Source organism: Amycolatopsis mediterranei (genome assembly GCF_026017845.1).
GTDB lineage: Bacteria > Actinomycetota > Actinomycetes > Mycobacteriales > Pseudonocardiaceae > Amycolatopsis > Amycolatopsis mediterranei.
The window spans coordinates 2,554,054-2,574,528 of record NZ_CP100416.1 but is presented as its reverse complement, the minus strand read 5'-3'; the positions used below and the strand labels follow the sequence as shown (position 1 = coordinate 2,574,528).

17 protein-coding genes are annotated in these 20,475 nt (G+C 72.0%); 9 read left to right on the top strand and 8 right to left on the bottom strand.

What is annotated here, in order from left to right; all coding sequences use genetic code 11:
- Position 1: 1 nt before the first annotated feature.
- Genes crtI through ISP_RS12335 form a run of 3 tightly spaced genes read left to right on the top strand, consistent with a single transcriptional unit; the run spans position 2 to position 3,173 of the window.
- Positions 2-1,474: a phytoene desaturase family protein gene (gene crtI, locus ISP_RS12345; protein ID WP_013224197.1), complete on the top strand. Its 1,473-nt coding sequence runs from the start codon at positions 2-4 to the stop codon at positions 1,472-1,474.
- Entirely contained in the window at positions 1,471-2,397 is a 927-nt protein-coding gene (locus tag ISP_RS12340) for a phytoene/squalene synthase family protein (protein WP_013224196.1), read from the top strand. The genes crtI and ISP_RS12340 overlap by 4 nt, the downstream gene beginning before the upstream one ends.
- Positions 2,394-3,173 (top strand): LLM class F420-dependent oxidoreductase, encoded by a 780-nt coding sequence (locus ISP_RS12335; RefSeq protein WP_013224195.1) that lies wholly within the window; start codon positions 2,394-2,396, stop codon positions 3,171-3,173. Before ISP_RS12340 ends, ISP_RS12335 begins: the two co-directional genes overlap by 4 nt.
- Positions 3,174-3,176: 3 nt before the next feature.
- On the opposite strand, the gene ISP_RS12330 is transcribed toward ISP_RS12335, so the two are convergent.
- The 3 genes from ISP_RS12330 to ISP_RS12320 form a co-directional block, all read right to left on the bottom strand.
- Positions 3,177-3,698, bottom strand: a complete 522-nt coding sequence (locus tag ISP_RS12330) for a CGNR zinc finger domain-containing protein (RefSeq protein WP_013224194.1) — start codon at positions 3,696-3,698, stop codon at positions 3,177-3,179.
- A 240-nt stretch (positions 3,699-3,938) separates the two neighbouring features.
- Positions 3,939-4,349, bottom strand: coding sequence for a hypothetical protein (locus ISP_RS12325; RefSeq protein WP_230468769.1), 411 nt, complete (start codon positions 4,347-4,349; stop codon positions 3,939-3,941).
- Positions 4,350-4,806: 457 nt separating this feature from the next.
- Positions 4,807-5,175 carry an Rv2175c family DNA-binding protein gene (locus ISP_RS12320; protein WP_014466804.1) on the bottom strand — a complete coding sequence of 123 codons (369 nt, stop codon included), beginning with the start codon at positions 5,173-5,175 and terminating at the stop codon, positions 4,807-4,809.
- 103 nt (positions 5,176-5,278) lie between these two features.
- Between ISP_RS12320 and pknB the strand changes: the two genes are divergently transcribed.
- The 5 genes from pknB to ISP_RS12295 all read left to right on the top strand — a co-directional run bounded on the left by pknB (position 5,279) and on the right by ISP_RS12295 (position 11,408).
- Complete coding sequence (pknB, locus tag ISP_RS12315; protein WP_013224192.1) at positions 5,279-7,300, top strand: Stk1 family PASTA domain-containing Ser/Thr kinase; 2,022 nt, start codon at positions 5,279-5,281, stop codon at positions 7,298-7,300.
- On the top strand, positions 7,297-7,506 hold the full coding sequence (locus ISP_RS12310) for a hypothetical protein (RefSeq protein WP_013224191.1): 210 nt from the start codon (positions 7,297-7,299) through the stop codon (positions 7,504-7,506). The genes pknB and ISP_RS12310 overlap by 4 nt, the downstream gene beginning before the upstream one ends.
- Before the next feature lie 53 nt (positions 7,507-7,559).
- Positions 7,560-9,065: an SPFH domain-containing protein gene (locus ISP_RS12305; RefSeq protein WP_013224190.1), complete on the top strand. Its 1,506-nt coding sequence runs from the start codon at positions 7,560-7,562 to the stop codon at positions 9,063-9,065.
- Between the two features lie 138 nt (positions 9,066-9,203).
- On the top strand, positions 9,204-9,905 hold the full coding sequence (locus tag ISP_RS12300) for a hypothetical protein (RefSeq protein ID WP_013224189.1): 702 nt from the start codon (positions 9,204-9,206) through the stop codon (positions 9,903-9,905).
- Positions 9,906-10,091: 186 nt separating this feature from the next.
- A complete protein-coding gene (locus ISP_RS12295; protein WP_071831483.1) occupies positions 10,092-11,408 on the top strand; it encodes a wax ester/triacylglycerol synthase family O-acyltransferase in 1,317 nt (438 codons plus the stop codon).
- A gap of 9 nt (positions 11,409-11,417) precedes the next feature.
- On the opposite strand, the gene ISP_RS12290 is transcribed toward ISP_RS12295, so the two are convergent.
- Positions 11,418-12,254 carry a helix-turn-helix transcriptional regulator gene (locus ISP_RS12290; RefSeq protein ID WP_013224187.1) on the bottom strand — a complete coding sequence of 279 codons (837 nt, stop codon included), beginning with the start codon at positions 12,252-12,254 and terminating at the stop codon, positions 11,418-11,420.
- Between the two features lie 86 nt (positions 12,255-12,340).
- Between ISP_RS12290 and ISP_RS12285 the strand changes: the two genes are divergently transcribed.
- Positions 12,341-13,123 (top strand): SDR family NAD(P)-dependent oxidoreductase, encoded by a 783-nt coding sequence (locus ISP_RS12285; protein ID WP_013224186.1) that lies wholly within the window; start codon positions 12,341-12,343, stop codon positions 13,121-13,123.
- A gap of 6 nt (positions 13,124-13,129) precedes the next feature.
- On the opposite strand, the gene ISP_RS12280 is transcribed toward ISP_RS12285, so the two are convergent.
- The 4 genes from ISP_RS12280 to ISP_RS12265 all read right to left on the bottom strand — a co-directional run bounded on the left by ISP_RS12280 (position 13,130) and on the right by ISP_RS12265 (position 20,363).
- Complete coding sequence (locus ISP_RS12280) at positions 13,130-14,521, bottom strand: class II 3-deoxy-7-phosphoheptulonate synthase (RefSeq protein ID WP_034284317.1); 1,392 nt, start codon at positions 14,519-14,521, stop codon at positions 13,130-13,132.
- 61 nt (positions 14,522-14,582) lie between these two features.
- On the bottom strand, positions 14,583-15,977 hold the full coding sequence (locus tag ISP_RS12275) for an alpha/beta hydrolase (protein ID WP_013224184.1): 1,395 nt from the start codon (positions 15,975-15,977) through the stop codon (positions 14,583-14,585).
- 82 nt (positions 15,978-16,059) lie between these two features.
- Positions 16,060-16,944 carry a trypsin-like serine peptidase gene (locus ISP_RS12270; RefSeq protein WP_013224183.1) on the bottom strand — a complete coding sequence of 295 codons (885 nt, stop codon included), beginning with the start codon at positions 16,942-16,944 and terminating at the stop codon, positions 16,060-16,062.
- Positions 16,945-17,057: 113 nt separating this feature from the next.
- Positions 17,058-20,363: a hypothetical protein gene (locus ISP_RS12265; RefSeq protein ID WP_013224182.1), complete on the bottom strand. Its 3,306-nt coding sequence runs from the start codon at positions 20,361-20,363 to the stop codon at positions 17,058-17,060.
- Positions 20,364-20,475 lie beyond the last annotated feature (112 nt).

The window sequence follows — 20,475 nt, the reverse complement described above, 5'->3', positions numbered from 1 at the left end:
CGTGCGGACGATCGACGGTCCGGCCGACCACGTCGTCGTCATCGGGGCCGGGCTGGCCGGGCTCTCGGCGACGCTGCACCTGCTCGGCGCGGGGCGGCAGGTCACGCTGCTGGAACAGGCGGACGTCCCGGGCGGGCGGGCCGGGCAGCAGAACTTCGACGGCAACGCCGTGGACACCGGCGCGAGCGTGCTCACCATGCCGGAGCTCCTCGAAGAGGCGTTCGCCGCGGTCGGCGAGCCCCTGGCCAAGAACCTGCGGCTGACCCGGCTCGACCCGGCGTACCGGGCGCGGTTCGCCGACGGCAGCTCGCTGGCGCTGCGCACGGACGGCGACGCGATGGAGGCCGAAATCCGCGCCTTCGCCGGCGCCCGCGAAGCGGCCGGCTACCGGGCGCTGCGCCGCTGGCTGACCGAGCTGTACGCCGTGCAGAAGGACCACTTCCTGGCGGCGAACTTCGACTCGCCGCTCGACCTGGCCCGCCCCGAGCTGGCGGAGCTCGGCGCGCTGGGCGGGTTCGGCAGGCTCGGCCCCCGCGTCGCCCGCTACCTGCGGGACGAGCGGGTCCGGCGGTTGTTCACCTTCCAGGCGCTCTACGCGGGCCTCGATCCGGCTCGCGCGATCGGCGCGTACGGCGTCATCGCCTACATGGACACCGTCGGTGGCGTCTACTACCCCGAAGGCGGGATGGGCGAGATCGGCCGCGCGATGACCGGGGCCGCCGCGCGGGCGGGCGCGGACGTGCGGTTCGGCACCGAAGCCGCGTGGCTCGAACGGGTGCATTCGCGGGTGCGCGCGGTCCGGACGCGCTCGGGCGAGCGGATCGCCTGCGACGCCGTGGTGCTGGCCACCGAGCTGGGCACGGCCTACCGGCTGCTCGGCGCGCGGCCGCGGCGCCCGTTGCCGCTGCGCTACTCGCCGTCCGCGGTGGTGCTGCACGGGCGGACGGGCGAGAAGTGGGACCTCGGCCACCACACGATCTTCTTCGGCGGCGCCTGGGAGCGGACGTTCGCCGAGATCATCCGCGAGGGCAAGCTGATGAGCGACCCGTCGCTGCTGGTCACGCGGCCGACGGCGACCGACCCGGGGCTGGCCGGGCACGGCGGCGAGATCGTCTCGGTGCTCGCGCCCGCGCCGAACCTGCGTCGCGGCCCGATCGACTGGGACCGCATCCGCGGGCCGTACCGCGAAGAGCTGCTTCGCACGCTGGAGGCGCGCGGGCTGACCGGCTTCGGCGGTGAGTTCACCGTCGACGAGACGATCACCCCGGCGGACTGGGCGGCGCGCGGCCTCACGGCCGGGACGCCGTTCTCGCTCGCGCACACATTCGGCCAGACCGGTCCGTTCCGGCCGGCGAACCTGGTCCGCGCGGCCGGGAACGTCGTGCTGGCCGGTTGCGGCACCACCCCCGGCGTCGGCATCCCGCCGGTGCTCATCTCCGGACGACTGGCGGCGGAAAGGATCACCGGCCGGTGAACGAACTCGACGCGGCGGGCATCACCGAACCGGCCCTGCGCGCCGCCTACACCGAGTGCCGCCGCATCAACGCCCACTACGGGCGCACGTTCTTCCTCGCGACGCGGCTGCTGCCGTCCCGGGCCCGGCCGGCCGCGCACGCGCTGTACGGGTTCGCGCGGATGGCCGACGAACTGGTCGACAACCCGGCGCCGGGCACCGATCCGGCGGCTTCGCTCGACCGGGTCGGCGAGAGGGTCGACGTCGTCTTCGCGGGCGGAACCCCGGACGATCCGGTGCTGCTGGCGTTGTCGGACACCGTGCGGCGCTACGGCCTCTCGCGTGAGTTGTTCGACGCGTTCCTGAAGTCGATGCGGATGGACCTCTCGCCGGTCGAGTACCGGACGTTCGCCGAGCTGGGCGAGTACATGTACGGCTCGGCCGCGGTGATCGGGCTGCAGATGCTGCCGGTGTTCGGCACGGTCGGCGCCGTGGCGGACGCGGTCCCGGGCGCGATCGCGCTGGGTGAGGCGTTCCAGCTGACGAACTTCCTGCGCGACGTCGGCGAAGACCTCGACCGGGGCCGGCTGTACCTGCCTTCGTCGGAACTCGCGGCGTTCGGCGTCTCGCGCTCGTTGCTGGAGGAGCGGCGGCCGGACCCGCGGATCCGGGCGGCGATGGCGTACTTCGTCGCGCGGACCCGGGCGGTGTACCGGCGGGCCGAAGCGGGCGTGGCGTTGCTGCGTCCCGAATCGCGGCCGTGCGCGCGGACGGCGTTGACGCTGTACGAGGGCATCCTGGACGAGATCGTGGCCGCGGACTACGACATCCTGACGCGGCGGGCCGTGGTGCCGAAGCGGCGCAGGCTGGTGGTGGCGCTGCCACCCTTGGCCACGGTCTGGGCGCGCGAGACGCTCGACCGCGGTCGTAGGCTGCGATCATGACCGAACGACGCATCCGGATCGGCCTGCAGCTCCAGCCGCAGCACGCCGACTACGACAGCATCCGTCGCACCGCGTCGGCCGCCGAAGACCTCGGCGCCGACATCGTTTTCAACTGGGACCACTTCTACCCGCTCTACGGCGACCCCGAAGGCATGCACTTCGAGTGCTGGACGATGCTCGGCGCGTGGGCGGAGTCGACGTCCCGGGTGGAGATCGGCGCGCTCGTCACCTGCAACAGCTACCGCAACCCCGAGCTGCTCGCCGACATGGCCCGCACGGTCGACCACATCTCCGGCGGGCGGCTCATCCTCGGCATCGGCTCCGGCTGGTTCGAGAAGGACTACGACGAGTACGGCTACGAGTTCGGCACCGCGGGCGGCCGGCTCGACGACCTCGCCGAGTCGCTCCCGCGCATCGAGTCGCGCCTCGGCAAGCTGAACCCGGCGCCGACCCGCAAGATCCCGGTCCTGATCGGCGGCGGCGGCGAAAAGAAGACGCTCAAGCTGGTGGCCAAGCACGCCGACATCTGGCACGGCTTCGGCGACCCGGAGGTCGTCGGCCGCAAGGTCAAGATCCTCGACCGGCACTGCGCGGACGTCGGCCGCGACCCGGCCGAGATCGAGCGTTCCTGCGGCGTCCAGGGCGAGCCGGACGAGCTGGGCCCGAAGCTCCTGGAGCTGGGCGTCACGACGTTCACCGTCGGCGTGGGCGGCCCGGACTACGACCTGGGCGCGCTCGAGAAGTGGATCGCCTGGCGCGAGAAGAACCAGGGCTGAGTTTCACCCGCGTGCCCGGTGCGCGGCGACGCGTTCGCGCGTCGCGCACCGGGACGAGCAATACCTCCGCGGGCTACCGCCGCCCGTGTGGGCGAACGGCTTCCCGCACGCCGGTGACGCGCACAAGCCGCCCGGGACGTCCTGGCGCTCCGCCAGCAGTGCCGCCAGCCCCAGCGCCGACGACGTCACCAGCCAGGCGCCCCACGGCCCGTCGTCGGCCGGGTCCGCGTGCAGGTGCCAGCCGTAGCCCTCCTCGTGGTCGGTCAGGCGGGGTGGGCCCGCGTACGCCGCGAACAACGCGTTGAGCACCGAAGCCGCCGAAGCGACGTCACGCGCCGCGAAGACTTCGCGCAGCTCCAGCGCCGTCGCGCGCAGTTCCGCGACGTCCTCCGGCGACAGCGTCGGCTCCGGTTCGCCGTGTTCGCGCAGGACCCGGGCGACCGCGGCCGGGTCGGGGGCCGGGACCAGCAACACGATCAACAGGTCCACCGCGCGCTGCACGGAATCCCGGTGCGGAAAGGCCATGCCCCATTGTAACGTCTTGTCGGTGATAAGACGTTACCTCGTCGGCGCCACGCTCGCCCGGACCGGCGATGAGCTGTCCGGGCCCGCACTGCTGCTGCTCGGGATGACCGCGGGCCCGCACGCCGGCGCGGCCCTGCTCGCCGGGCTGACCGCGGCCGCCGCCGTGGGCGGCCCGGTGTTCGGCGCCCTGCTGGACCGCAGCGCGACCCCGGGACGGCTGCTCGCCGTCGCCCTCGGCGGCTACGCGAGCGGGATCGCGCTGGTCATCGCGCTGTTCGGCCGCCTGCCGCTGGCAGCCGTCGTCGCCGTGGCGGTCGTGACCGGCCTGCTCAACCCCGCCGTCGCCGGCGGCTGGACCGCGCAGCTGCCCGCGGTCGCCGGGGCAGCCCTGCCGAAGGCGAGCCGCCTCGACGCGATGACGTTCACCGCCGCCGCGCTCGCCGGGCCCGGCCTGGCCGGGCTCCTCGGCGGTCCGGCCGGCCTCGTGGTCGCGGTCGGCCTGGTCGCCGCGGCGGTCCCGGTGGCGTGGTCGCTGCCGAAGCGGTCACCCGTGAAGACCCGCCTCAAGGACGGCTTCAGGGTTCTGGTCCGCAACGCGCCGCTGCGGCGGGCGACCGCCGCCTCGACGGTTTCCTGCGCCGGGATCGGCATGGTGACCGTGTGTTACCCCTTGCTGGGCGCGGCGCACCTGCGCGGCCCGGCGGACGGTGCGCTGCTGCTGACCGTCCTGGCCGTCGCTTCGCTGCTGGCCAACGCGATCCTTGCGAAGAAACCGCTGCCGTGGGCGCCCGACCGGATCGTCCGGCTGAGCACGCTCCTGTTGGCGGCGAGCTGCCTCGTCGCGGCGAGTGGGCACGGTGTCGTCGTCGCGGCCGTGCTGGCCGGCTTCGCCGAAGGTCCGCAGCTCACGGCGTTGTTCGCGATCCGCCACCGCGAAGCACCGGACCACGTCCGCGCGCAGGTGTTCACGACCGCGGCGAGCGTGAAGATCACCGGGCTGGCCGCGGGAGCGGCGCTGGCCGGCCCCCTCGCGGCGTGGTCGCTCCCGGGGTGCCTGCTGACCGCGGCGGCCGTTCAGCTGCTCGCGGCAATCACTTCTTTCCGCAGGTCAGAACGCCATGGCCTGAGCGCGCCGCTTGACCTCGGTGCCGTGGCTGGTCCGCAGCGCGTTGATGGGCGTGCTCCCGGGCAGCGTGTCGTCCGCGGTGAACAGCCACCGCAGCATCTCGGTCCGGGAGTACCCGGAGTCGGCGAGCACGGTGATCGTGCCGGTCAGCCCCTTGACGACACCGTCCTTCACGAAGAAGTCACCGGGCACGCACAGTTCGCCGCGGCGCCGGACCGCGATCAGCTGCCCGTCGCGCAGCATCTGCCGGACCTTGTTGGTCGAGGTCCCGAGGACGGTCGCCACCTCCGGCAGCGGAAGGACCGCGATGGCGGTGTCGAGGATGTCTTCGGCGACAGGAATCCCACTCACAGGTGACACTGTGCCACATTCCGTCCCCTCGCCCGCTAGTGCGCATGGGTGACCCGCGAGGTCTCCTCCACGAGGCGTGCGCGGTTCCGTACGATCCATACTCGTGACACGCACCCAACCCAGCCTGGTCGGCACGCTTTTGGAGCGGCGCTACCGGGTGGACCGGCTGCTCGCCCACGGCGGAATGTCTTCCGTCTATCGGGGGACGGACACCCGGCTGGACCGTCCGGTCGCGATCAAGATCATGGACCCGCGCTTCGCCGACGACCGGTCGTTCGTGGACCGGTTCGTGCGCGAGGCGCAGTCCGCGGCGCAGCTGCACCACCCGCACGTGGTGGCGGTGCACGACCAGGGCTTCGACCTGCCACCGGGCGCGGAGTCGGGCCTGGCGTTCCTGGTGATGGAGCTGGTCGACGGCGGGACGCTGCGCGACCTGCTGGACGACCACGGCTCGCTGGACGTCGCGCTGGCGCTGAGCGTCGCCGAGCCCGTGCTGTCGGCGCTGGCCGCCGCGCACCGGGCCGGGCTGGTGCACCGGGACGTGAAGCCGGAGAACGTGCTGATCGGCCGGGTCGGGCAGCAGACCGGCGGGGCGGTGAAGGTCGCGGACTTCGGCCTGGTCCGGGCCGTGGCGAGCGCGGGCACGACCAGCTCGAGCGTCATCCTCGGCACGGTCGCCTACCTCTCCCCCGAGCAGGTCGCCACCGGCGCGGCGTCTTCGCGCGGCGACGTCTACTCGGCCGGGATCCTGCTGTACGAAATGCTGACCGGCCAGGTGCCCTACACCGGGGACACCGCGATCTCGGTGGCCTACCGGCACGTGAACGACGACGTGCCGCGGCCGAGCCTGCTGCGCCCGGACCTGCCGCCGGCGCTCGACGACCTGGTCGTGCGCGCGACCCGGCGGGACCCGCAGCTGCGCCCGGCCGACGCCGGCGAGTTCCTCACCGAGCTCACCGCGGTGCGCGCCCAGCTGGGGCTGCTGCCGGTGACCGTGCCGATCCCGGTGTCCCACGGCCAGGGCGACCTCGCCGACACCGAGCGCACGCTGCCGCGGATCCCGCAGGTGCCGGACACCCAGAAGACGATGCCGGTGCACCGTCCGAACGCGACACGGGCACTGAGCCACACCGCTCCCCCGCTCCCGGCGGCCGCGCCGTCGCTCACCCCGCCGCCACCGCGGCGGCGCAGCGCGCCCGAGCCGGAGAAGCCGCAGGGCAACCGCAAGCGGATCCTCGTGATCGCGGCCGCGGTGCTGCTGCTCGGCGGGCTGATCGGGGCGTTCGCCTTCATCCTCACCGACACCGGCGGCGACAAGACCGCGCGGGTGCCGAGGCTCGTCGGGCTGAACCAGGCCGCGGCCGGGGACGCGCTGCGGGCGGTGAAGCTGAACCCGACGTTCAGCCAGGAGTACGACAACACGGCGCCGTCGAACACCGTGCTGCGCGCCGACCCGGCCGAGGGCACGCCGCTCTCGCCGAACGCGAACGTCTCGGTCGTGCTGTCGAAGGGCCGCCCGCAGGTGCCGGACATCCGGCCGGGCACCGCGCTGCCCGACGCCCAGCAGGCGATCAAGGCGGCCCAGCTGACACCGGTCCGCGGAACCGACGACTTCGACGCCGAAGTCCCGCAGGGCGCGGTCATCCGCACGACGCCGGCGGCGGGCAGCCAGCTGACCATCGGCGGCCAGGTCACGATCATCGTGTCGAAGGGCCCGATCCCGCTGCCACCGGTCCCGGACGTCACGGGCCGGCCCAAGGACGAGGCGTTCGGCCTGCTGCAGCAGGCCGGGTTCGAGCCGTTCCAGGCGGGCGAGGAGTTCAAGCAGGAGGTCCCGGGCGGCGCGGTCACCCGCACTGACCCGCCGGCCAACGCGCAGCCGAAGGCCAAGCGGATCGGCGTGTTCGTCAACAACGCCGTCCAGGTGCCGGACGTCCGGTTCCGCTCGTTCGAGGACGCCCAGAAGATCCTGGAGCAGGCCGGCCTGAAGGCCGACCGCGACGGCGGCCGGGGCCGCGGCAACGGCGGCGGTGGCGGGTTCGACTTCGTCTTCCAGCAGGACCCGGCGCCGGGCACGTTCGTGGCGAAGAACTCCAAGGTCAAGCTCAAGGGCTTCGGGGGATGATCGGCAGCCGCGGCCGCGTCACGGGCACGATCGGCCCCGGCCTGATCGGCGAGGTGCTCCTGAACGTCCGGGGCGGCACGGAGGCGTTCTACGCGTATCCGGCCGACCCGGAGGAGACGTTCAAGTCGGGAACGCAGGTGCTGGTGGTCGACTTCGAACCCCCGCGCACGGTTTACGTGGAACGGTGGCAACCCCTGAGCCGCTGACGGCGTGGAAGAGGCACCACACCACAACAGAACAGAGCTAGGGGGTCGGTGCCATGAGCCTCGTGGAAATCGTGCTGGTTTCCGCCGGTGGCGTCATCGCCGTGCTGATCGTCGTCTTCGGGATCCTGCGGCTGCTCTACAAGGTCGCCGAGCCGAACGAAGCGCTGATCATCTCCGGGCTGGGGGTCCGCGTCGACCGCGCGGACACCGCGGACAGCCTGGGGTTCAAGATCATCACCGGCCGCGGGGTGAACGTCATCCCCGGGTTCCAGACCGCGCGGCGGCTGTCGCTGGACACCCGCGGTGTCAACCTGCAGGTCTCCTGCGTGACCAAGCAGGGCCTGCCGGTCACCGTGCGGGCCGTCGTCATCTACAAGGTCGGGGACGACTTCGCCTCGATCGCCAACGCCGCCCGCCGGTTCCTGGACCAGCAGAAGAGCATGAACGACACGATCCACGAGCTGTTCTCCGGGCACCTGCGCTCGATCGTCGGCGGGCTGACGCTGGAGGACATGATCCACAACCGCGAGGCGCTGACCGGCGAGGTCCGGCAGTCCTCGGCGAACGAGATGATCAAGCTGGGACTGATCGTCGACTCGCTGCAGATCCAGGAGATCGACGACGAGACCGGCTACATCCTGAACCTCGGCAAGCCGCACGCCGCCGCGGTCGCCGCGTCGGCGCGCATCGCCGAGGCGCAGCGCGACCAGGAGGCCGCCGAGGCCGAGCAGATCGCCGCCGCCAAGAAGGCGGCCGCGGTCCGCGAGAGCCAGATCCACCAGGCCGGCTACCAGGCCGAGGTGGACGAAGCGCGCGCCAAGGCGAGCCAGGCCGGGCCGCTGGCCGAGGCGTCCGCGCGCCAGGAGGTCGTCGTCCAGGAGACCCGCGCGGCCGAGCTGGAGGCGGCGCTGGCCGAGCAGCGGCTGCAGTCGCAGGTCCGCAAGCCGGCCGACGCGAAGGCGTACGACACGCGGACCGCGGCCGACGCCGCCCGGGACGCTTCGATCGCCAAGGCCCAGGCCGAGGCCCGGGAGACCGAGCTGCGGGCCGCCGCGGACGCGACCCGCGTCAAGACCGCCGCCGAGGCGGAGGCGCAGGCGACGAAGATCCGCGCCGAGGTCGCCGCGGGCGCCACCCGGGCGACCGGGCTGGCCGAGGCGGAAGCCGCGAAGGCCCGCGGCATGGCCGAAGCCGAGGCGACCAAGGCCCGCGGCCTCGCGGAAGCCGAGGCGGCCCGGGCGAAGGGCCTCGCCGAAGCGGACGCCATCAAGGCGCGGGCGGCGGCGCTGGCGGAGAACCAGGAAGCCGTCGTCGCGCAGCAGCTGGCCGAACGCTGGCCGGAGATCGTCGAGGCGGGCGCGAGCGCGTTCGGCAACATCGACCACATGGTCGTGCTCAACGGCGCCGACGGCATGTCCGACATGTTCGCCAAGGCGCTGTCGCTCGGCGGGACCGGCCTCGGCCTGGCCCGGCAGCTGATGGACGCCATGGGCAAGCCGGCCGAGAAGGAGCTCGACGAGCCCGCCCGGCGCAACGGCGAACTGAAGCTGAGCGACTGATCGGTTACTCTCGGTATACGGCCTCTGTGTCCCGGATCACGGGCCGCGGGGGCCGTACCCCCGTTCGGGGGCGGAAATTCCCGCTCGCTTGTCCTACCGTGGGCGCATGGTGCCGGACCGTGCGTCGCGGGCCGTCCGATGAGCTTCTTCACCGGCGGTCCCCGTGAGCGTCCCCTGTTCCCCGTTCCGGAGCAGGAGCTTTACGCGTTCAGCGGACGGCACTGGACCGATCCCCCGCGCGAGCACATCGTCCCGGCCGTGCTGCCGTGGGCGCAGCCGCTGGGCCGCTCCGAACGCACGGTGGTCGCGCTGCGGGCCATCGAGGTGTGGCCGGAGGCGCTGACACTGCGCGTCACGGTGTACTCGCGGGACAGCCTGGTCGACGACCCCGCCGAGGGACTGATCGACCACCGGCGCAAGCCCGACTACAACGGGCTGCTGATCGGCGTGCTCTACGCCGACGGCAGCCGGGCGAGCTCCGAGACGATCTCGGTGCCGTCCGCGTCCGAACCCGAGGCCCCGGTGCTGCGGGCCCAGCCGGTCGGCGGCACGCGGTTCGCCGTCGACCACGAGGTGTTCCTGTGGCCGCTGCCCTCGGCCGGCCCGCTGAAGCTGGTCGTGCAGTGGGCGGACCGGGAAATCCCGGAAACCCGCACGACGCTCGACGGCGGCGCGATCCGCTCGGCGGCGAAGGACGCCGCGGAAATCTGGCCGGGCCTCGGCCGCCGGCAGGTGAACGGCCTGCCGGTGCGCCGCGTCGGCAAGCAGGTCGCGCTCACCCCCGACTGGGGGACGCCGGTCGCCCGGCCGGAAGAACCCCGGCCCGCGCCGGGGGAATGAATCCGTTTCTCGTTCTGTGAGCCCGGGCACTGCGGCCCGGGGTATCTCGAATGGATGAACGGGGTGGGTAGTTAGCGTCGTGGAAACACTTCGACCACCCGGCCGTCACGTCGGGCTGGTGCAGTGGGTTCCTTCCCTTCCGACGCACGTGGCCGTGCGCCCCCCGCGAACCCGGAAAGGTCGCCCATGGCAGGCTCGCCGCTCAGCGCACTCGATGTCGCTTTCCTTTGCCTGGAAAGCGAAACCTCTCCGATGCACATGGGAGCGGTGGTCACCTTCACCGCCCGCGGCCCGGTGGACCCGGCCGCGCTGACGGCGTTGCTCGCGCAGCGGGCCGCCCGGCTGCCGAAGCTGCGCCAGCGGGCGCGCACGGAACTGTTCCCGCCGGGCTCGGCCAGCTGGTCCGAAGACCCGGGTTTTGTTGCCGCCGAACACATTCACCACGTGGTGTTGAGTTCGCTGTACGAGCCGGACCCCCTTTCCGCCTACGCGTCGCGGTGGATCGCCGAGCCGCTCGACACGTCCCGGCCGCTGTGGGACCTGACCCTGGTCACCGGGCTGCCGGACGGGAAGTTCGCGCTGCTGCTGAAACTGCACCACGCGCTGACCGACGGCGCCGGCGCGTACGCGGTCGCGGCCGGGCTGCTCGACGGCGTCGAGCTGCCGGAACCCGGTTCCGCGCCGGCCCGCTCGATCCCCGCGCCGCGCTCCACTTTGGACACGGTGAAGAGCGCGCTGGGCACGGCGTGGGGCCAGGCGAACGAGGCGGCCGGGATCGCGTCGTCGCTGGTGCGGGCCGCGCGCCCGCCGCTCTCGCCGGTGTCGGCACCGCCGTCGGCCGAGCGGCGCCTCGGGTTCGTCCGGCTGCCGCTGGCCGAGCTGCGCCGGGTGCGCCGCGCCCACGGCGGGACGACCAACGACGTCGTGCTGGCGGTGCTGGCGGGGGCCCTGCGCGAGTGGCTGGTGAACCGCGGGCAGCGCGCCGACGGCCGCACGCTGCGCGCGCTGATCCCGGTGAGCGTGCGGGGACGTGCGGGTGAGCAGCTCGGCGGCAACAAGCTTTCGGGGTACCTGTGCGACCTGCCGGTCGGCGAAGACGACCCGATCGAGCGACTGCGGGTGGTCCGCCGGGCGATGACCCGCAACAAGGCGGCGGGCCCGAGCCGCGGCGCCGGCGCGCTGCCGCTGCTGGCCGACCGCGTCCCGTCGCTGCTGCACCGCCTGGGCACCCGCACGGCGGGCCAGGCCGCGCCGATGCTGTTCGACCTGGTGATCACCACGGTCCCGGTGCCCCCGGCCCGGCTGTCCCTCGACGGCGCCCGGATGGCGGAGGTCTACCCGTTCGTGCCGCTGGCCCCGCGCCACGCGGTCGGCATCGCGGTCGCGACGTACCGGGATTCGGTCCACATCGGACTGCAGGCCAACGGCGCGGCGGTGCCGGACGTCGGCTCGCTGCGCGACGCGGTCCTGAAGTCCGCGGCCCGGCTGCTCGACGCCTCCTGACGGTGCTCGTCAGGGTGTGACGCCCGCCGGCCCGACCACTTCCAGGAACGCCAGCGCCTCGGCCCCGCGGGAGCCCGGCGGCGCCGTGTAGAGCACGAGGTGCTGGTCGCTTTCCGGCAGGGCGAGGGAGTCGCAGTCGACGGTCACCTCCCCCACGGCCGGGTGCCGGAAGGTCTTGGTGAGCACCGGCGTCGCCTGCACGTCGTGGCGCTCCCACAGCCGGGCGAAGTCCGCGCTGCCCGCGCGCAGTTCGTCGACGAGCCCGCGCACCGCCGGGTCCGCGGGGTAGCGGGCCAGGGCGGTGCGCAGTTCCATGACGACGGTGAGCCGGAACTCGGCGGCGTCGGAGATCCCGTACGGCGGCTCGGCCGGCCCGAGGAACGCCTTGCGGGCGAGGTTGCGCCCCTCGGGCGTGGCCTCGGCGAAGTCCTCCATGAGCGCCGCCGCGAGGGCGTTCCAGGCCAGCACCTCGAACGTGGCGGAGATGACGAAGGCGGCCGTCTGCGGCAGCCGCTGCAGCAGTGCCAGGATGCTGGGACGCACGTCACGGCGGTGCAGGCCGCTCCGGATCGGCGCGGTGCCCGCCAGGACGTGCAGGTGCTCGGATTCGGCGTCGGTCAGCCGCAGCGCACCGGCGATCCCGGCCAGGACTTCGCCCGACGGGCGCGGCGCCCGGCCCTGCTCGAGGCGGACGTAGTACTCGGTGGAGATGTGCGCGAGCACCGCGACCTCTTCGCGGCGCAGGCCCGGCGTTCGCCGGCGCGGCCCGGCGGGCAGGCCGACGTCCGGCGGCCGCAGCCGCTCACGACGGCTGCGGAGGAACGCCCCGAGCTCCTGCTTGTCCATACCTTCAGTATGCGACGCCTGCAGTGCCCGATCCTGGTACGGATGATGCCTGTCTCCCGGCCGCGGACCGGGGCAGCGTCGAAGGCATGACGAACACCAGCGAATTCCCCTCCATCGGCCTGCTCACCGGCAAGGTCGTGCTCATCACCGGCGCCAGCCGCGGCATCGGTGCGGCCGCGGCCCACCTCTTCGCCCGCGAAGGCGCCGCCGTCGTGCTGGCCTCGCGCGGCACGGAGTCGCTCGAGCGCATCGCCGGCGAGATCCGCGACGCGGGCGGCACCGCCGACGCCGTCGCGCTGGACCTGGCCGTTCCCGCGAGCATCCGGGCCGCCGTCGACCACGTCGAGCAGCGGCACGGCCGCCTGGACGGCGCGTTCAACAACGGGGCGGCCATCCAGCAGCCCGGTCCGCTGGAGACCACCGCCGAAGAAGAGATCGACGAGCAGTTCGCGGTGAACTTCCGCGCGCACTGGACCGCCATGACCGCCGAGGCCGCGCTCATGCGCCGCAGCGGCGGCGGGGCGATCGTCAACACGTCCAGCATCGGCAGCCGCCGCGCCAACCCCGCCCTGCCCGCCTACGGCGCCATGAAGCGGGCGCTGAACAGCCTCACCGAGACCGCGGCCGTGACCTGGGCGCCGCACGGCATCCGGGTCAACGGCCTCACCCCCGGCGGCACCGCGACGGAGATGATCGACACGTGGGAAGCCGCGACCCCCGGGATCGTCGAGCAGATCAACGCCTCGATCCCGCTCGGCCGCATGGCCGAACCCCGCGAGGTCGCCGAGGCGGCGGCCTGGCTGCTCAGCGACCGCGCGTCCATGGTGACCGGCGCGATCGTGCCGGTCGACGGCGGCGCCGGGGCGTGAGCGGCCTCAGCCGCGGAGCATCTCCGCGACCAGGAACGCCAGCTCCAGCGACTGCTGCGTGTTCAGCCGCGGGTCGCAGGCGGTCTCGTAGCGGCCGGACAGGTCGACGTCCGAGATCTCCTGCGCCCCGCCCAGGCACTCGGTGACGTCCTCGCCGGTCAGCTCGACGTGGATGCCGCCGGGGTAGGTGCCCAGCTTGTTGTGCACCTCGAAGAAGCCCTGGACCTCGTCGACGATCCGGTCGAAGTGGCGGGTCTTGTAGCCGGTGGAGGACTCGTGGGTGTTGCCGTGCATCGGGTCGCACTGCCAGATGACCTTGTGCCCGGACGCCTCGACCTTCTCCACGATCGCCGGCAGCACCTCGCGGACCTTGCCGTTGCCCATCCGCGCGATGAGCGTCAGCCGGCCCGGCTCGGAGCGCGGGTCGAGCCGCTCGACGTATTCCAGCGCCTGCTCCGGCGTGGTGGTCGGGCCGATCTTCAACCCGATCGGGTTGGCCAGCAGCTCGGCGAACGCGATGTGCGCGCCGTCCAGCTGGCGGGTCCGCTCACCGACCCAGAGGAAGTGCGACGAGAGGTTGTAGAGCTTCGGGTTGGTGGCGTCGGCCTGGTCGAGCCGCAGCATCGAGCGCTCGTAGTCGAGCAGGAGCGCCTCGTGGCTGGCGAAGATCTCGGTGGACTGCAGCGAGGTGTCCGTGACGCCGCAGGCGCTCATGAACCGCAGGCCGCGGTCGATCTCGTTGGCCAGCGCCTCGAAGCGCTGCGCCGCCGGCGACGCCGAGACGAAGTCCTTGTTCCAGTCGTGCACCTGGTGCAGGTCGGCCATGCCGGCGCCGGTGAGGGCGCGGACCAGGTTCATCGCGGCGCCCGCGTTCGCGTAGGCGCGGATCATCCGGCCGGGGTCCGGCACGCGGAGCTCGGGCTTGGCGACCAGGGAGTTGATGATGTCGCCGCGGTACACCGGCAGGCCCAGTGCGTCCGTCGCGGCCGAGCGCGGCTTCGCGTACTGGCCGGCGATCCGGCCGACCTTGACCACCGGCAGGCTGGCGCCGTAGGTGAGCACGACGGCCATCTGCAGCAGCGTGCGCAGGTTGGCGCGGATGTGCGGCTCGGTGTTGGACTCGAACGTCTCCGCGCAGTCACCGCCCTGCAGGAGGAAGGCCTCGCCGCGGGCGACCATCGCCAGCCGGCTCTTCAGCCGGTCGATCTCGGCCGGGACGGTGATCGGCGGCACACTCTCCAGCACGCCGCGGACCCGCCGGGTCGCCTCGGGGTCGGGCCACTCCGGCTGCTGCGCGGCGGGCAGCGCCAGCGCCTTGTCGAGCCGCGTCCGCAGTTCGGGCGGCAGCGGCGGCAGCTCGGGCAGTGTGTCGACGGGGACGTCCACAGTCCAGTTCACGCAGACCAGGATAAGGTTCGCGCCGCACGCCGCTTCGCCCGGTTGGCCACCGGCGTGGCTCTCACCCTCCGGACCGGCAGGAACCGTCGGTCGCGGGGAACACGCCATCACGCAGGTAGCCCAGCACCACGTCGTTTCCGCACGCATTTTCCCGCGTGAAGACGCCGTGCCCGCCGGCGTCGACGGTCACCATCCGCGCGCGGGCCCCGAACGCCGCCCGCGTCTCGCGCGCGCCGGACAGCGGGGTCGCCGGGTCGCGCAGGTTCTGCACCAGCAGGACGTTCGCCGGACCGGGGCCGCCGACGCGCACCGGCGGCTCCGTGCGCTCGACGGGCCAGAACGCGCACGGGTTCACGTTCGCCGCGGCCGGGCCGAACATCGGGTGCCGCGCCCGTTCGCGTTCGACCGCCCGCTGGTAGAAGCCGAGTTGCGCGGGCCAGTCGGCGTCGTTGCAGAGCACCTGCAGCTGCAGCGCGGCGCGGTTGTCGCCGTCGAGCGGCCCGGCCGCGGCGCGCGCGGTGCCCGCCCATTCCCCGGCCACGGCCGGGAAGAACGCATCGTCGTACAGCCCGCTCCACGTGTCGGACCGGAATTCCGGCCCGCGGACGGCGGCGAGCTCGAAGAACTTCGCCGTCACCGCCGCCGGGGTCCGCCCCAGGTGGTAGTCGTCGTCGCGCTGGGCCGCCCACGCGGCGAAGTCCGGGAAGCGGTCTTCGAACCCTTCGGCGAAGCGCTGGTTGGCGCGGACGTCGAGGCCGCGCGGGCCGAGGACGCTGTCGAGCACGATCCGGTCCGTGCGGCCGGGGAACATCGACGCGTAGGCGGCGCCGAGGTAGCTGCCGTAGGAGACGCCGTAGTAGGAGATCTTCTTCTCCCCCAGCGCTTCCCGGATCCGGTCGAGGTCGCGGGCGGTGTTCGCGGTCGTCATGTGCGGCAGCAGGTCCTTTGTGGACGCAGCGCCGCACTTTCCGGCCACGGCACGCGCTTTCGCGGCGGTGGCGACGACGTCCCGCGGCCCGTCCGCGTACGGGCCGAGCACGGCGCCGCGTTCCTCCGGAGTCGTCATGCCGCACGTTACGGGCGTGCTGTAGGTGGTGCCGCGGGGGTCGAAGCCGATGACGTCGTAGGCGTCCGGCAGGCCGGAGCCGCCCATGCGCTGCTGCAGCTGAGCGGGCATGGCGAGCCCGGGACTGCCCGGCCCGCCGGGGTTCATCAGCAGCACGCCACGGCGCTTGCCGGGTTTGCCCTGGTGGCGGGAGATCGTGAGCTCGATGGTGCGGTCCGGGTGCGCGTAGTCGAGCGGCACGCGCAGGGTGGCGCATTCGAGGCCGGCGGTCGGGGACGGCGACATGCCGTAGTCCGGGCAGCGAGCCGTCCACTGCAGTTTCGGGGCCGCCTCCGCGGGAGGTGCGGCGAGCAGGGGCAGGAACGCCAGGGCGATCAGGGTTTTCCGCATGCCCCGAGCCTGCCGCGGCGGGCCCGCGCGGACGTCAGCCCAGGGACCGGACCACCGGCTCCGCCCCTGGGCTGACGTGGGGTCACGCGGCTTGCGCGCGGTTGTACAGGTTCTGCGCGTCGGTGCCGAAGTACGGCCCGAACATGTAGCCCGGCAGGAAGTTGTAGCCGAAGCTGTTGACCGAGGCCTGCACGCCGGCGCCGGTGCCTTCGTTGAACGACAGGAACCACGGTCCGCCGCTGGAGCCGCCGGTCATGTGGCACTGCATGCCGTGGTCCTGGGTCAGCAGGAAGTCGGTGAAGGTGCCGCCGCTGCAGTAGATCAGCTTCGTGCCGTCGTAGGGCGCGGCGGCCGGGTAGCCGAAGGTGTACATGTTCTGGTTCTTCGGCTGGTTGAAGGCGATGCCCTGCGCGCCGACGACATCGGTGAGCCGCTGCGAGTTCAGCGGGTTGACGACGGCCATGCCGACGTCGTAGTTGATGTCCTCACTGGCTTCCCACTGCGGCGTGGTGAGGGTGGTCTTAGCCGTCCACTGGCCGTAGGGGGCGTTGCCGTTGTCGTAGCCGGGGACGAAGACCCATTGGGTGTGCCAGGTCCCCTGGTACTTCACGCAGTGCCCGGCGGTGACGACCACGCTGCCGTTGGCGCTGGTGACGGCGTCCCCGGAGCAGGACGCTTTCTGGCCGTTGAAGAGGAAGAACACGCGCCCGGCGGTCTGGGTGACCTTGCCGCCGCCGGTCCAGGGCCCACCGCCGTTCGGGATGCTTTGGATGATTTGGCTCCGCCCCTTGGCCACGTCCTTCGGCGTTGCGGCCGGAGCTTTGACGAGGGAGTCCATGGGGACGGCCGCCCGCATGGCATCGGGCGTCCAGAAGGGTTTTGCCGCTTGTGCGGGCGCGCCGACCAGGGCGAACGCAACGGAGAGGACGGCGGTGACCACCGCGGCCCGGAGTTTCGTGTGCTTCAAGACGCCCCACCTTCCGCAGAAGTGAATCGTCGCAAAGGCGACACAACCCCTCGAAAGTAATTGCCTGACCACGCACCGCACAGCCGCCGTCCGGCGTAACGCTTTCACGCCGGTCAGCCGTCTTCCGGCCCCAGACCCACTCGCACTTCCTGCAGGCGGATGAACTGCCCGACGATCTCCGTGACGCCGGGATACTCCTCCGGCGAAAGCGCCGGCAACACCGACGGCCATTCGCTCGATTGCGCCACCTCCGCGAGGATCCGGGATCGCGCGGGTTCGGCCAACCGGCGGGCCATCGCCAGCAGCACCGAACTTCTGCTGTAGGCCCGGAGTGACGAGCTCACGAGGTCCAGTGCGCGTTCCAGGTCGCGTTGAGCCAATCGTTCGAGGAAGGCCGCGCCGGCGACCGCATGCGGTTCGACGCCCAAGCTCGCCAGCACATCGAGGCCATCGCCGTAACCGGCGGCCCCCATCGCCTCGGCCAGTGGTTCGACCAGCCTAAAGGCGAACACCTCGTCGTTGCCGCTGTCCCGCACGATCGCGATCGCGCGCTCGATCCGGCCCACGGCGCACAATTCCCCGATCACGGCACTGTAGGCAAGCCGGCGATCATGGGAGTCCTCGATCTTTTCGGCGAACCCGAGCGCCTGATCCGGAAGGCCGGCCGCACAATAGAAGTCGACCAGACGAGTGGCAGCAAAACTCTCGGAATGGATCTCGGCCACGCGTTCGCCGACCTGATCGGCGATGCGGCGCACCTCCTCCCATGCCCCGGCAGCACGATGGCGGCGCAGCAGCGTCGCCATCGCCTCCGCCAGCTCGGAGGCTCGGTCGAGCCGAACGACCACCTGCTCGGCCAGATTCACGTCGCCCGAATTCGCCAGCAGCCTTGCGATCTGTGGAAAGTCGTGCCGCTCCACGCCGGAGGCGATCAAGATCCGGGCGAGCCGCTCGGCGGCAGGCACGTCGTTCGCGGCAACGACGAAATCGACAATGCTCCGGAACGTGTCGTTGTGCCGATAGTCGTCACCCGGGCGGCGCGCGGCGGATTCCGCCCGCGAAGCGAGGTTCTTCGCGGTGTCGATGTCGCCGAACTTCAACACGCCTTCGGCGAGCGCGGTCAAAGCAGCCGCGCGAGTCTCCGGACCGACGCGGACTCCCGGCTGTCCGAACTTCTTCCTCAGCAGTTCCATCGCCCGCTCGTACCCCTCGCGCGCAGCGACCGACTCGAGCACCAAAGACAACCCGCGCCTGCCATAAGTGGACGACGTGGAGCCGATGAGCGATTCGGCGCAATCGATGCGACCTGCGTCGATGGCGATTCTGATGAGCTCGTAGACCAGCTGCTCGCGACGATTCGAGTCACCCACCCCGGACACTTTGGCGCTGGCGGCTTGGAGGTCGGTGCGGGCCAGGTCTTCCAGCTCCAGCCGGGCAAGGATTCTTTGCGTGAAAGCCCCCTCCGATGCCGCAAGATCGTACGCCGCTTTCGCATCACCCTCTCGCAAGAGACGGCGCGCGGCCCGCTCGACCACCTCCGCGCGAAACACCGGATCGAAGGTATTCGACAGTTCGACTGCGCGATCGATTTCCCCTCGCTCGACCAACCGGCCGGCCACGAAGAACCGTGCGCTGAGCCTGGCATCGCCGTCGGCTATCCCGTCGGCGGCAGCCAGCATCGAGGCGGGCTCGCTCTCCGGACCGTCCGTCGACAAAGTCAGCAGCGCCCGGCTTCGCCAGCCCGCGTTTTCGATGGCTTCGGCCATCGCCCGGGCCCGCGCGATATCACCGCAGGCCGCGACTTCACTGATAAGGCGCCGTCTGACATACGAATACCGCTTTTCATCGACGACCTCGGCCACTATCCGCTCGGCACGATCCACCTGTCCGACCCGGGCCAAAGCCTGAGCCAGCTCGCATACCGCATCGATCCTCCGCTCCCGCGCGGAGATCGAGCGCGCGAGCGCCTCCGCACGGTCGAACTTGCCCAGTCGGGCCCACAGTGCGGGCAACCGCGCCGGAGTCCGGGCGTTCCGCGCACCGAGATCGGCACGATGCACGGCCAGCTTGACGAGGCTCACCACATCGGGCCGAGCCGACGCGGAGACCGCCGCGTGGGCCGCCGCGATCTCGGCCTGGGCCGAGGCTTCACCACCGGAAACCTCCAGCAAGCGTTCCTGCCGTGCCAGGTCTGTGACGCACTCGACCAGCCGCTCGAGTTGCCCGGCGTCCTGCAGAAGCCTGGGATAGCCCAGGAGGAGGAACTGAGGCGTGGACACGGGCCAGCCTTGGTCGCGGTATCCATCGGCCCAGGCGGTAATCCGGTCCCGATAAGCCTGAAGAGCCTCTTCGCCGAACCGGAGCACCGCTTCGTCTTGGAGTCCCTCGTGGCCCAGCAGATAGATTTCCGGAGCCGAACCGGGGTTGCAGCGAGCCTCGCGGCGGCTGAACACCCTGCTTCCGACACTGTTCAAGATCGCGCGGACGCGCGACTCCACCTGGTCTGGCCCACCGATTCCGGAAGCGACACCGTCGTCCGGTGCAGGTAGGGCGCTCCCTCGGCCGATGAGTTCGACCAGGTCGTCACGGCTGAGCCCGCCTCGGGCAGCGACCAGCAAGCCCAGCGTATCCCGGGCTTCGCCCGCCTCCGCATGGAGAAGCCGGTCGAGATCGCGTTCCTTGTCCTGCCGGACCGCGGATGCCGCGGGGGAGGGTGCGAGTTCGCGGACGATCGCGGCGTCACGGAGGGGGTGGTGCTGGTGGAGTACAGGGGGAATACCGGGACTCGACCGCCCGCTGACGATCACCCGCATGCCGTGGGCTGGCCGTCGGGGCAGCAGGGCCGCGATGCTCCCGGCCCCGCCTGCTGCCCGGTCCTCGTCGAGCCCGTCCACGACCAGGATCAGCCGTCGACCGCCCTTCGCACTGGCTTCCGCGGCCGCGTCCAGCAGTCCCGGGAAGTCAGAGGCGCAGGCCTTCTCCGGCTCCGGGATACCCAGCACCTCCGCCAGCTGCGGGATCACGGCAGCCAGGAAGCCCGTTCGATTGTCGGATTCCGCGTCCCGCGCCGAGATGAAGAACGCGACCAGCCGGACCTCTTCGGGTGGATCGAGCACGAACGACGCCATGAGAGCGGTCTTGCCGCTCCAGGCGTCGGCTCGCCACCACGCGTAGGACGGCGCCGGATCGGATTCCCGGCAGAACCGTTCCAGCTCGGCCAGCTCGGTTTCCCGCCCCTTGAGGTGATCCGGTGCCACTTCACGGACGGTCCCCCGGTACCACGACTTGGCGATGCCGCGCGCACCGTAGTGGAAGCTGCCCGCGACGTCTCCGATCTGGACGATGTTCCCGGTCACGTCGCCGCTGACCGAGGCCGAGTTCACGACGTTTCCCGGCTCGTCTTCCGCCGGCTGGGTCATCGACGATCCTCCCCGTCACCGTTCGCTGGCTCTCCCAGGTCGCTGCGGGAGCACCCGTTGTTACGGCTCAACGGCGAAGGCCCCCTCACCAGTGGCGAGGGGGCCTCCGAGA